This window comes from Leptolyngbya sp. FACHB-261 (assembly GCF_014696065.1).
GTDB lineage: Bacteria > Cyanobacteriota > Cyanobacteriia > FACHB-261 > FACHB-261 > FACHB-261.
In genome coordinates this window covers 809,067-821,938 of sequence record NZ_JACJPL010000031.1, presented here as the reverse complement: position 1 = coordinate 821,938, position 12,872 = coordinate 809,067, and the positions used below count along the sequence as shown (strand labels likewise).

10 protein-coding genes are annotated in these 12,872 nt (G+C 55.6%); 3 read left to right on the top strand and 7 right to left on the bottom strand.

What is annotated here, in order from left to right; genetic code table 11:
• Positions 1 to 2: 2 nt before the first annotated feature.
• Complete coding sequence (locus H6F94_RS28920; RefSeq protein ID WP_190805712.1) at positions 3 to 518, bottom strand: circadian clock protein KaiA; 516 nt, start codon at positions 516 to 518, stop codon at positions 3 to 5.
• 446 nt (positions 519 to 964) lie between these two features.
• Between H6F94_RS28920 and H6F94_RS28915 the strand changes: the two genes are divergently transcribed.
• Positions 965 to 3,946, top strand: a complete 2,982-nt coding sequence (locus tag H6F94_RS28915) for an ATP-binding protein (protein WP_190805711.1) — start codon at positions 965 to 967, stop codon at positions 3,944 to 3,946.
• On the opposite strand, the gene ureG is transcribed toward H6F94_RS28915, so the two are convergent.
• Together ureG and serA are read right to left on the bottom strand one after the other, a co-directional pair.
• Positions 3,943 to 4,596: an urease accessory protein UreG gene (ureG, locus tag H6F94_RS28910; protein ID WP_190805710.1), complete on the bottom strand. Its 654-nt coding sequence runs from the start codon at positions 4,594 to 4,596 to the stop codon at positions 3,943 to 3,945. The two genes, H6F94_RS28915 and ureG, sit on opposite strands and share 4 nt — an antisense overlap.
• Positions 4,597 to 4,621: 25 nt before the next feature.
• A complete protein-coding gene (serA, locus tag H6F94_RS28905; RefSeq protein ID WP_190805709.1) occupies positions 4,622 to 6,205 on the bottom strand; it encodes a phosphoglycerate dehydrogenase in 1,584 nt (527 codons plus the stop codon).
• A gap of 219 nt (positions 6,206 to 6,424) precedes the next feature.
• On the opposite strand from serA, the gene H6F94_RS28900 reads away from it, so the two are divergent.
• Together H6F94_RS28900 and H6F94_RS28895 are read left to right on the top strand one after the other, a co-directional pair.
• Positions 6,425 to 7,204, top strand: a complete 780-nt coding sequence (locus tag H6F94_RS28900) for a transglutaminase family protein (RefSeq protein ID WP_190805708.1) — start codon at positions 6,425 to 6,427, stop codon at positions 7,202 to 7,204.
• 70 nt (positions 7,205 to 7,274) lie between these two features.
• Positions 7,275 to 7,574: a hypothetical protein gene (locus tag H6F94_RS28895; RefSeq protein WP_242041453.1), complete on the top strand. Its 300-nt coding sequence runs from the start codon at positions 7,275 to 7,277 to the stop codon at positions 7,572 to 7,574.
• Positions 7,575 to 7,625: 51 nt separating this feature from the next.
• Here the strand turns inward: H6F94_RS28895 and H6F94_RS28890 are convergent, their stop codons facing one another.
• From H6F94_RS28890 to hutU, 4 genes are all read right to left on the bottom strand, one after another.
• The gene (locus H6F94_RS28890; RefSeq protein WP_199320697.1) at positions 7,626 to 8,420 is read right to left on the bottom strand and encodes a class II aldolase/adducin family protein; all 795 of its coding nucleotides are present in this window, start codon (positions 8,418 to 8,420) and stop codon (positions 7,626 to 7,628) included.
• A gap of 69 nt (positions 8,421 to 8,489) precedes the next feature.
• A complete protein-coding gene (locus H6F94_RS28885; RefSeq protein ID WP_190805707.1) occupies positions 8,490 to 9,422 on the bottom strand; it encodes a glycine betaine ABC transporter substrate-binding protein in 933 nt (310 codons plus the stop codon).
• Between the two features lie 111 nt (positions 9,423 to 9,533).
• Complete coding sequence (locus H6F94_RS28880) at positions 9,534 to 11,105, bottom strand: HAL/PAL/TAL family ammonia-lyase (RefSeq protein WP_190805706.1); 1,572 nt, start codon at positions 11,103 to 11,105, stop codon at positions 9,534 to 9,536.
• 6 nt (positions 11,106 to 11,111) lie between these two features.
• Complete coding sequence (gene hutU / locus H6F94_RS28875; RefSeq protein ID WP_190805705.1) at positions 11,112 to 12,788, bottom strand: urocanate hydratase; 1,677 nt, start codon at positions 12,786 to 12,788, stop codon at positions 11,112 to 11,114.
• Positions 12,789 to 12,872: the final 84 nt, after the last annotated feature.

Genomic DNA, 12,872 nt, shown 5'->3' with positions numbered 1-12,872 from the left:
CTCTACGGCTCGCGGGGGATGGAGCGGCGGTACAGCTCACACAGATGGGCGATCACATCAATCAGCGCGATTCGGTAGTCCAGCAAGATCTCATCACTGCGCCCTTCGAGTTTCAATTGCTTAGCGAAGGCGTCCATGAGCTCCATGTGAATTTCTAGAACTTGGGACACTGAAATGTCCGCAAAGAAAGCTAGATTCACGAACTCGTCAATCCGTTGGTTTAAATCACCATTGGACCGAAAGTAGTTCAAAATAATCCCACGATAGGTCGAGTACAACTTCCGGTAAAATTCCTGGCGCTCCGGCTCTGGCAGACGTCTCAAGAAACGGCGGGGATCGCGTTTGTAATATACTCCAAGATAACCCAGGCGCTCCTTGAGCTTATCGGCTAAGCTGTGGTGCTGACTGAGGGAGTTGCTGGTAGGCTCTGAGGAGTCTGACAAGGCGGCTGTTTTCCCTAACCGGAGGTGGCTGGCAAGCGGAGGCAGACTTAAAGAACGGCTGATAGCCTGACTCATGGACTTTCCTAGGCTATCAATTTATAGGACAGGTAGAAAGCAGGCAGTTGGCTAAGCAGATCACCTAGATGACTAAGCAGGTCGAGGCAGTATTGTTTGAACTGACTTCCTCTGTTTGAGGCCTCCGTTTGAGTCGCCAGCGACTGGTAATCCTTCGGCCACTCGGTCAGCAGCAGGAAGCAGAATCCTAAAATAACTTGGAGCCTTTTCAATCCTCAGAAAATACTATAAGCGCTACACGTCACCAGAACGCTGGCTTCTGCTCAGCAATGCCTCTCATCAGAGCCATAGTTCATAATTAGAGTTTATTGAGGCGCTGAGCAGAGAGCCATCTGGTTAATCTCATTTAGTATTGGTGCCTTGAATGGTGGATGGGTTTGGATTGGATGGGTTTGGATTTGTGATTTCGCTGACTGCTTCCTGATCGCCTCGGCGCGAGCGGCAATATGCAAGCTTCTCTGTTGAACTGGTTCGCTCAGCCAGCCCCGACCTGTCCAGCCACGGCAACGGCTGTTGAGGTTGCTGCGCTGCTGGATCCCTATTCGCTCACACAACCGACGCGCCTCTTGGTTGCCCTAGATGAGCAGAATCGGCCCCTAGGCCAAGTTGATGCCGTAGCTCTACTGCTCCAAACCCACTCTGGCTCGAGCGCTCACCCAGTTACAGTAAGAACTTGCCTACGACCGCTGCCGGTAGTTAGTCATGACCGCTCCCTAGCCGAGTTTTGGTCTCTCTGGCAGACCTCGCCTGAACCCTTCTGGGCTTTGGTCGATGAACAGGGTACGTTTGTCGGCTTGCTTGATGGCTTTCGACTCCTGCACACTTGGTGTCTTGGTTGGGGCGAGCGCCCGGATGCGACTGTACAGTCAGTCGAGACTGTGCAGACTCCGGCCCTGGACTCACTGACTCACTTAGTAGAGTGTTTGCCCCTGCCGGTGATGCTGTCTACCTCTGGCGGAGAGTTGTTGAAGGCTAATCGTCTCTGGCAAGAACAACTAGGTGAGCTTCAGCCAGAACTGGCAACTGCAAGCTCCAGTCAGGAGCAGGCAACTTGCATCTTGCTATCGGTTCCAGGCCAGGAAAGTACAGTGCCGGTTTACCAGTGTCGTAGCGCTGATGGTAATGAGCACACTTGGCAATTAATTCAGGCTCCACTGCTCGGTGGCAGTTTGAGGCTGATCTTGGCGCAGGACATCACAGAGCAACACCAGGTTGCCCGCGAGCTAGAGGCCCGTAATGCAGACCTAGTACAGCTCAACCGGGTCAAAGATGATTTTCTCTCCTGTATCAGTCATGAGCTGAAAACCCCCCTCACCTCGATTCTGGGCATGGCCGGCATGTTGGTGGAGGAGACGGTTGGACCTTTAAACGAACGCCAAAAGCGCTATGCCACCCTCATTCACCAGAGTGGTCGCCATTTGGTGGCAGTGATCAACGATATTCTGGACCTGGCTAAAGTCGAGACTGGCCAGCTAGAGCTTTTGCCTGAGGCAATTGACTTAGCAGGCGTTTGCCAACTGAGTCTTGAGCAAACCCGACGCCTGTTTCAGCACCGTAGCAGCAGCCAGGACCCTAGCAGCAATGTTGGCATTCAGTTCTCTCTATCCATTGACCCCGATCTAGAGCAGTTGGTGGGTGACGAGTTTCGCCTGCGTCAGATGCTGGTGAATCTGCTATCTAACGCCTTCAAATTCACCTCGCCTCCGGGTCAAGTCAGCCTCAGTGTGTGTCGTTGGCAGAGTTGGATTGCTTTCATCGTCAGCGATACCGGTATTGGGATTCCAGCTGAGAAGCAACACCTGATCTTTCAAAAATTTCAGCAACTTGAAAGCCCCTTGACTCGCCAGTTTGAGGGCACGGGCATGGGACTTGTACTCACACAGCGCCTCGCCCGCCTGCACGGCGGGGATGTCACCTTTGTTTCTCAAGAGGGCAAGGGTAGCCAGTTCACCCTGCTGTTGCCTCCCAATCCGCCGCTTGACCTCACCTCGCCCATGCCAGGAGCGACGCGTCGGACCGAAGCGATCAATCCCTTGAAAGGGCCTAATGCTCTGGGCAGCGACCTGGTGCTGATTGTTGAGGCGGTGCCCACTGACTTGAATATCCTCTCGGAATTGCTGTCGCCTCTGGGCTATCAGGTTGCCGTTGCCCGCTCTGGCCTAGAAGCCTTGGAAAAGGCTCGTCGGCTTAAACCAGGCTTGATCTTCTTAAGTCCTTTCCTCGGCAGCTTATCGGGTTGGGATGTGCTGTCCCTGTTTAAGCAGCAAGTCGAGACTCGGGGCATCGCCGTGGTAGTCACGGCTAGCCAGGCTGAGCGGCGGCAGGCGTTGGCTGCGGGTGCTGATGGCTTTTTGAGCCGTCCGATTCAGTCCCGCGATCTGCAACGCCTACTCCTGGATCTCGAAACGCGGGCTCAGAGCCAGGCTATCCCCGAAGGCATTACCGTTTTGAGGTTGGGCTCTACGGACTCTTTGCATCGAGCGGAAGCGAACCGCTTGCCCGGCTTAGCCGAACTGCTACACTGCTGCGGCTATCGTCTGCTGGAGGCGGATGGTCTTGAACAAGGGGAGTTGCTGGCCCGCATTTGGAAACCGGATGTAGTTCTTCTGGACATTCCTGAAGGAGATTTGGTGACGGCGTTGCGCACACTGAGTCAAATGACTGTTTTGGCCTCGCTGCCCCTGGTCTGTCTACCGCCTGCCAACAGCCTAGATCTGCCGTTCCATAGCTCCACCGCCGATCTGAATCTGCGCATTCTACCGTTAGAACTGGCTGGTCAAGTTCCCTCTGCAACTACTGTGCTTCAGGTGTTGCAGAGCATGGTGGGCCAAACCACCAGACCATTGCTGCTGCTGGGCGACTTCAGTGAACCCAAGACCAAGGGGCAAACTGCCAGAGGCCAGAATGCCGATTTTGAAACCGGTGCTTTGCCCAGACGCTCAACCCTATTGGCTCGCTACCTGCGTGCTGCGGGTTATCGGGTGTTGCTAACTCAGAATCCGAATGATGTGCGCCGCCAGATTGAGAGTGGGAATGGTGACCTGCTATTGCTGCTGCTGCGCTATCAAGAGCCAGAACAGTTGCCTGGTGGGCTGGAGCTGATTCATTGCCTGAACTCTCGGCTTCAGGGTTCCCTACCCCTGGTGGTGCTGGATGACCGCCAGCGCCACCAAAGTGTGTTCAACTGCGTTCTGTTTGAGTCTGGAGGCCAAGTTCTCGATAAGCCCGTGCGATATGAGCAGGCTGCCCTGACTCCAGACCCACTACCAGACCCACTGTATGAGGCTCTGCAATCGGCCCAAGCGCTGTGCTTGCCCAACTCGGTTTCAATGGCGGAGCTGATGCATGCAATCCGTAGCTGTCTGTCCCAACAGCAGGGCACTGGCTTGACGGTAACGCTCGGCTGGCCCCAACACGAGCAGAACTAGCCGCTATTTTCAGGGCTGGCACTGGTACTGGCATTGGCACTGGCGCTGACGAACAAAACCTCACGCTCCAGCCAGGCAAGCACCTGCTCTAGCCCCTCACCGCTGCGCAGATTGGTGAATACAAAGGGTTTGTTGCCTCGCATGCGCTGGCTGTCGCGCTCCATCACGCCTAAGTCAGCACCAACATAGGGAGCCAGATCGATCTTGTTGATCACCAGCAGGTCAGAGCGGGTGATGCCGGGTCCACCTTTACGGGGAATCTTGTCGCCCTCTGCAACGTCGATCACGTAGATGCAGGCATCGACCAGCTCTGGGCTAAAGGTTGCGGCCAGGTTATCGCCACCAGACTCCACCAGGATTAACTCCAAGTTGCGTAAGCGGGCTTCAAGCACCGCAATTGCGTCCAGGTTCAAACTGGCATCTTCCCGAATGGCCGTGTGTGGGCAGCCGCCTGTCTCTACGCCTAGAATGCGGTCCTGCTCTAGCGCCCCGTGCCGGGTTAGAAACTCGGCATCCTCGCGTGTGTAAATGTCATTGGTGACCACTGCCATCGAGAAGCGCTCACGCAGCGTCCGACAGAGCGCGGCGACCAATGCTGTCTTGCCCGAACCGACTGGGCCACCAATGCCAACGCGAATTGCTCCTGACATACTGCTTGCTGCTACAGGTTCACGGTTACAGGTTCACGATGTAAGCATCGCGAATACCCGATACGCCTTGAATCTCGCTGAGCAGTCCTTCTGGCAGCGGATCGTCGATGCTGACGACCATGACTGCATCGCCTCGAACCATGCGGCGACCGACCTGCATACTGGCGATGTTCACATTGAAACTGCCCAGCAGGGAACCGATCTTGCCGATGATGCCGGGCATATCGCGGTGCAGGGTCAGCAACATGTAGCGGTTGGGAGCCACGTTGATCGGGAAGCCGTCAATGTTGGTGATCCGGATTTCGTCTTCGCCCAACAGCGCCCCTGTCACCGAGCGACGACCTAGGGGGCCTTCTGCCACCAGATGAATCGAGCCGGTGTAGTCCTTGACGCTGGGGTCGCGGGTTTCAGTGACATGGATGCCCCGTTCCTTGGCTTCCAAGCTGGCATTGACGTAGTTCACCCGTTCCTGCAACGCCTGGGACAGCAAACCCTTGAGGGCTGCGACCAAAATCGGCTGGCTTTCGCGGGTGGCCAGATCTCCCTGGAGCCGAACGTCGAGCGAGGTAATCCGTCCGCCTGCCAATTGGCTGACCAAGTTACCCAAGGTTTCTGCTAGTTGCAGGTAGGGCTTGAGTTGTTGCAATACATCGGGTCGTAAGCCCGGAATGTTGACCGCGCTACGGGCTGGCAAGCCTAGCAATACATCCCGAATCTGCTCAGCCACGTCTATGGCCACGTTGGTTTGCGCTTCTTCGGTCGATGCGCCTAAGTGAGGCGTTAGCACCATCTCCTTGCCCAGGCTGCGTAGGGGAGAGTCTGCTGCTAACGGTTCGTTCTCGAACACATCCAGAGCTGCTCCGGCGATCTTGCCAGCCTTCAAGGTTTCGTAGAGGGCTTGTTCGTCAATGATGCCGCCCCGTGCACAGTTAACGATGCGGGCTGTGGGCTTCATTAAGCTCAGTGTCCGAGCATTAATCAGGTGGCTAGTTTCTGGGGTTCTGGGCAGGTGCAGGGTAATGTAGTCCGACTCAGAGAACAGCAGATCGAGTTCGACCAGGCTGCACCCCAACTGTTCAGCCCGCTCTGAAGACAGGTAGGGATCGTAAGCTAGCAGGCGCATGCCCATTGCCCTTGCCACGGTGGCAACGTGAGAGCCAATCTTGCCAAGCCCTACAACGCCCAAGGTTTTCTTGTAAACCTCAACGCCAGTGAAGCTCTTGCGGTCCCAGGTTCCAGTCTTAATCGAGGCGTTGGCGTCGGGGATGTAGCGCGAGAGCGTGAGCATCATCGCCAAGGCATGCTCAGCCGCTGCGATTGTGTTGCCCTCTGGTGAGTTCACGACCACGATGCCGTGGCGCGTGGCTGTGGGGACGTCAACGTTGTCTACGCCAACCCCTGCTCTGCCAATAATCTTGAGATTGGCACCGGCCTCAATCACCTCCGCCGTCAACCGGGTGCCGGAGCGGATCATAATAGCTTCGTAGGCGGGGATCAGCTGGATCAGCTCGTCTTGACTCAGACCGGTTTTGACATCAACCTGAGCGACCTGAGAGAGGATATCAATCCCGACCTGATCAATGGGATCGGAAACAAGAACCTTTGGCATGGCTGGCGAGAGAGGTAACGGGAAAACTGCCGGCGAAAGCTCCAATGCCGTTTCGCCACGGTGAACTATTGTACGCCTAGGTGGGATGATCCCCTCCAAATTGATCGGGTCTATACAGTTTCAGTTTTGGTTTGGTGGTCTGGTTAGCCATTGCTCTGTGGCGCTTCTGTTAGACCGGTAGATGGCAATTTCCAGATAGTTCTTTTTCCGGAGAGCCCTATGCGCTTGGATGCCGGCTGTGAAATCACCTTTGAAGCCAGTGGGCCAACCCCCCTGATTCTGATGCTCCGACCCCGGAGCGGCGCTGGACAATGGGTAGTGCAAGAAGAGTACAAGTTGGAGCCCGCTGTGCCCATTGTCGAGTACACCGATGGCTACGGCAATTTGTGCCAACGCTTAGTGGCTCCTGAAGGCACTTTTTCGGTCCATACAACTGCCTGTGTTGAGACCGCTGACGCGATTGATGTTGAGCCCGATGCGGCGTTTGTGCTGGTGCAAAATTTGCCTGAAACTGTCCTTCAGTTCCTGTTACCCAGTCGTTACTGTCAAGCTGACCAACTCGGGGATCTAGCGAGCAAAATTGTGGGAGATCAGGCGGCTGGCTATGCTCAAGTGGAGGCAATTCGCAATTGGATCCACAGCAATATTGAATACCGTTACGGCACCAGCGACGCTTCAACCTCCGCAACAGAAACTGCCCAACAGCGCGTAGGCGTCTGCCGAGATTTCACCCATCTAGGCATTGCTTTGTGCCGTAGTCTCAGCATTCCGGCCCGGATGGTAGTTGGTTACCTCTATCAGCTTGATCCTATGGATCTACACGCCTGGTTTGAAGCGTTTGTTGGCGACCGTTGGTACACTTTTGATGCCACTCAAGAGGAGCCCCGTGGCAATCGCATTGCCATTGCTTACGGTCGTGATGCTGCTGATGTTGCCTTAGCCACTCAGTTCGGTCCAATGCAACTCACCACGATGAAAGTTTGGGTGAACGCAGCATAACCCCCATGCAGGTTCAAACTCCAGTGATGATGTAATTCCCTCATTATTCATTTTGAAAAAGCAGCAAGCTTTGAACATTGCCAAACTAATTGCTCTACTGCTATTTCTGATATTGCCTTTTATCGTTGCTCCGCCCGTGGAAGCGGCCTCCTGTCGCAACTATCATGACCACACTATCTGTATTCTGAAAATTAAGCGCAGTGCTAAATATGTCTGGGAGTATAGAGCAGTGGTAAGTGTTGATGGGGTAGAAAGACCGCTCGAAATCTATAACTGCCGGGGCCACTTTCGAGTGCAAAAAGACGGACTGGCTGTGCCATTCAAGCCCAATGATCCAGGCGAATTGATTTGTAGTCTTCTCAAACGTTAGGGATTTAGAAAATTGTCAATTTTGGCCGATCAAGACGGCTTCGAGATCGCTCTAGCCCTCTCCGTCCTGGCCTTCTGGCAGGGGATGATTGGCAGGAATGTAAGCCGCCAGAATATGGTCAAAAGCTCCTTCAGGAAAGGGCCTGGCCCCACCGAGTGCCCTGGCTTTTAGGGTAGCAGCGGCGGCCTCCTCAATCGTAATCAGCAGGTTGACCGCACTGAGCACGTCTGGACCAAAGGCAAGGACACCATGATTGGCCAATAACACGGCTTGGGTGGCCGGTTGGCGTTCGAGAGCATCGGCAATTCCCTGAATCGATGCTTTTGAGCCACGGGGTCCCCAGGCGGCGACCGGAATGTCTTCCACCTGCCCGAAATGCAACAGTGATTCGTAATAGCAAGGCAAGGGCATGTGGGCCAGGGCAAACACGCTAGCGTAAGGCGAATGGCTGTGAACCACTGCACCAACCTCTGGGCGAGTCTGGTACACGACCGTATGCATCGGGATGATGTGGTGAGTCTCTGCGGATAGTTCGCCGCAATCAATTTCCCCCGTGAGTTGCAGCACTGCTAAATCATCGCTGACCAGGTCCTTGAGCAGAATCCGAACCTGATCCTTTTGCAGACGGGTGCTGATGTTGCCATGTCCACTGGGAGACAGAACACCTGCACTGAACAAACGCCGTATTGCCGCTGCCATTGCCCGCCATTCAGAAGCGGCAGATTTCGGTGCACTGCGTCGTCCAGTGCCTTGAACAAAGCTCGGCGGCTTGTTGTTAGGTCCCTTAGCCCCCTGCGTAAAACCTGGCTGTTGGTTGGGGGGAGCCCCTGCATTCGAGTTCTTCATAATTTGTCAGTTGACTCTCTTCTGGCTTTGAATTTGAATTCAAGATTGGAACTAAGAACTCTAAGCAGTTTAGGTGCCCTTTAATAAGCCTTCTTGAGTTAAAAACTCCTTGGCTACCTCAGCCGGTTCACGTTTTTTGCCGCTGACTTCAAAGTTAAGCCGCTGCATAGCCTCATTGGTAATTTTGGGCGCTAAGCTATTGAGCGCATCGCCAATGCCTGGATTGGCATCCAAAGTCTCTTGCCGCACCACAGGCGCGACTTGGTAAGGCGGATATAAACCCTTATCGTCTTCGAGTAGGACCAGGTTAAAAGCGCTAATTTCACCGTCGGTACTGAAGGCTCGCGTAACATCTGCTTCGCCATTGGTCAAAGCCTGATATCTCAAGCCTGGATCAGCAGGAATAATCTTTTTGAATTTAGGATCGCCGTACACCTTGATCACCCCAGGCAAACCATCTTCGCGGGCCTGAAATTCAGGTGGGGCAATAATAGTCAACTGACTGCCTTGGGCAACCATATCTGAAATTGTCTTGATACCGTATTTCTGCGAGACCTCTTGAGTCACGGCAAAAGCGTTGGTATTGTTCATTGGTGATGGCTCTAGCCAGACCAGGTTGAACTTTTCTTTGTAGTCTTTGGCAACTGTGTCATAGACCTGTTTCTGGTCGCTATTCTGAGGCAGTTTCAGCACCGTCAGCAGACCAGTTCCGGTGTACTCCGGATAGAGATCAATTTGACCATCCAAAAGACCTGCCTGAGCCACAGGTGTGCCACCCAGGTTGAGTTTGCGCTCGACTTTAAAACCATTGTTTTCCAGGACTAGCGCGTACATTTCGCCCAGAATGAACTGCTCGGTGAAATCTTTGGAACCTACTTTGATCGGCCCTGCATTATCTGTCGCACTGCCTGTGCTGCCTCCACTACCGCTACAGGCGACCACCGTGAAGGCTGTGATCAAGGTCAGTAACAGCAGCGCCAACCAGCTACGAACGGACTTCATAAAAGCTGTCCTCGAAGAACTCATACTCATTCAACCTACAAGCGAACTGTGGTCCGAGGCTGCCTTAGTGATTACAAAGTCGGCGCTAACCCTGAATCAGAGGACAAATCGTCAGCCAGGGCTAGCGAGGACGAAGCTCTCTTCTGTCTCGGTTGCCGTCTCAGTCTGTTCAGCCGCAGCCACCTGACGCAGCAGCGTGCCATCGGCAATCAGGTTGTGCAAGCGCTCCACATCTGAGCTGAGGATGCGGTCTTCTGCCAGAGGCGGCACCTCGGCCCGGATGGCTTTGAATGCAGCACCCACGCCATGCCCGAGCTGCAAAGGCCCGCGCAGGTCGATAGCTTGGGCCGCGACCAACAGTTCAATCGCCACAATGTAGCGTAGCCGCATCAGGATCTCTGCCGTCTTGCGAGTGACCAGGGGGGCTAGGGTCGCATGGTCCTCGACATCGTCTGAGACAGGCATGGCTGATAGACAGATCGGTGCGGCGAGATGGCGCAACTCTGCGGCCAAAGCAGTAAGCGTTTTTTGTAGGGTCGCTAGGCCGGTCCGGTTGCCGCCCAAGGGCGTGAGGCTTAGGGGCAGACCACTGAACACGGGCGACATGAGCCGCTTGACTCGCTCGACCGTCAGGTTTGCAAGCATCGACAGGGATAGGCCAACCGCTTCCAATTGCAGGGCAACCGCCGGGATATCGAAGTTGCCATTGGAGAGGATCAGGCCTGCCTCAGGTAGGACCAGAGGATTATCACTGGCTCCATTGAGTTCGCTCTCCAGGGTGTGCTGCGCCAGTTCCAACGAGGCTAGACAAGCGCCATGAACCTGGCTCAGGCAGCGAAAGCTGAGCGGGTCTTGAAGGCGACGAGCAGCGCCAGCTTGCCACAGATCGCTACCCGCTAAGAGTTTGCATAATCGTGCTGCCGCTGTAGCCTGCCCCGGTGCCGGTCGTGCGGCTTGGACGCGGGGATCAAACGGGGTGAGATTGGCGCGAAAACCTTCGAAGCTGAGCGCGGCAGCAATCGTCGCCGCTTGCCAAAGGCCCAGGGCATCGGCTAGCACCAGCGCGCCCTGACCAAGCGAGACCGCGTTAGCACTGCACAGAGTCAGGCCCTCCTTAATACCCAGCCGCACGGGACTCAGACCGGCTCGTCTTAGGGCCTCGGCCCCAGAGAACTGCTCGCCCCGAAACTCTGCTTCACCATGACCAATCAAGGGCAGGGCGAGGTGCGCCAGGGGCGCTAAATCTGAAGCACCAATCGAACCGATTGCAGGTACGCGAGGATGAACCCCAGCGTTCAGCATTGCCAGCATGGCCTCCACCACCTCAAGGCTGGTGCCCGCCCCCCCGACTGCTAGCCCATTGACCCGGACCACCAGCATGGCTCGCACCACCTCGGTCGGCAGGCAGGGGCCAACGGCGACGCTCCGGCTCAAGACCACCAGTTCTTGAAAAGCCTCAAGCTCAGTCGGCTCTAGACGCACTCCCGCCTTCTCGCCGAGACCCGTGGTAACGCCGTAGATCGGCTTGCCTTCCTGGGCTAGCCGCTCGACAACAGCTCTAGACGCGAGGATGCGTTCTCGTGCTGCCGCAGACAACACAACCGGCACTCGTTCTCGAGCCACGCGCACTACCTGAGCAATGTCGAGGCTTTGACCCGACAGCACCAAGACTTCTGTGGTCATAGATTTTTAAAGTTCTAGCAGGGGCAAATTCAGACCTTGCTCACGGGCGCTCTCCTGGGCAATGGCATAGCCTGCATCGGCGTGGCGCATGACGCCAGTCGCGGGGTCATTGGTGAGCACCCGTTCCAACCGGTGTGCCGCCGCTTCGGTGCCGTCGGCCACAATCACCATGCCCGCATGCTGGGAATAGCCCATGCCCACACCGCCGCCGTGGTGCAAGCTGACCCAGGTGGCACCACTCGCGCAGTTCAGCAGCGCATTGAGCAGTGGCCAATCGGAAACCGCATCCGAGCCATCGCTCATGCCTTCAGTTTCACGATTAGGGCTAGCCACAGAGCCAGAGTCCAGATGATCTCGTCCGATCACAATCGGCGCACTGACTTCACCTCGCGCTACCATTTCGTTGAATGCCAGTCCTAGGCGAGCCCGATCCCCCAGCCCGACCCAGCAGATGCGAGCCGGTAGCCCCTGAAACTGGATGCGCTCACGCGCCAGGTCTAGCCAGTTGTGCAGGTGCGTGTCGTGGGGCAGCAGTTCTTTGACTTTGGTGTCGGTGCGATAGATATCTTCAGGGTCACCGGACAGGGCCACCCAGCGAAAGGGTCCGATGCCGCGACAGAACAGGGGGCGAATATAAGCGGGCACAAAGCCTGGAAAGTCGAAGGCGTCGGCCACGCCAACATCTTTAGCCATTTGTCGGATGTTGTTGCCGTAGTCCAGCGTCGGTACCCCCAAGCGGTGGAACGCTAGCATGGCCTGCACCTGCTGTGCCATCGACTGCTTAGCAGCAGCTTCAACGGCTTTGGGATCTTGTTGCCGCAGCGTTTCAGCTTGTTCCCAGGTCCAGCCCACCGGCAAGTAGCCGTTCAGGGGGTCGTGAGCGCTGGTCTGGTCGGTGACGATGTCAGGCCGGATGCCCCGTTGCAGTAACTCCGGGTAGACCTCAGCCGCATTGCCTAGCAGACCCACTGATACGGCCTTGCCTGAGGCACAGGCGTTGTCAATAATCTGGAGGGCTTCGTCTAAGTTGGCGGCTCTCCGGTCCAGGTAACCTGTCTCAATGCGGCGCTCGATACGACTGGCCTGGCACTCGACCGCCAGCATCGAAGCCCCCGCCATAGTGGCAGCCAGCGGTTGTGCTCCGCCCATGCCGCCCAACCCAGCGGTCAGGATCCATTTGCCTATGAGGTTGCCCTTGTAGTGTTGGCGTCCGACTTCGACAAAGGTTTCATAAGTGCCCTGAATGATGCCCTGCGTACCGATGTAGATCCAGGAGCCAGCGGTCATCTGGCCATACATCATCAAGCCTTTGCGATCGAGTTCGTGGAAATGCTCCCAAGTTGCCCAATGCGGGACCAGATTGGAGTTGGCAATCAAAACGCGGGGCGCATCGGCATGAGTTTTGAAAACCCCTACCGGTTTACCCGATTGAACCAATAGGGTTTCGTCTGCTTCTAAGGTCCGTAGAACCTCGACCAATTTGTCAAAACACTGCCAATTTCGAGCGGCCCGACCGATGCCGCCATAGACCACTAATTGGTCTGAATTCTCTGCAACTTCGGGGTCTAAATTATTCATTAGCAGGCGTAATGGGGCCTCAGTTAGCCAACTTTTGGCACTGAGTTGAGTCCCACGTGCTGCACGAATAACCCGCTTTTTTTCAAGAATCAATGGTTCTGCCATGTTTTATCCTGGTTCAAAGCACCCGATGCAGATTGATAATCTTCCCACCTAAATTCATCGATAGACCTTTTTTCTGTTGCGACC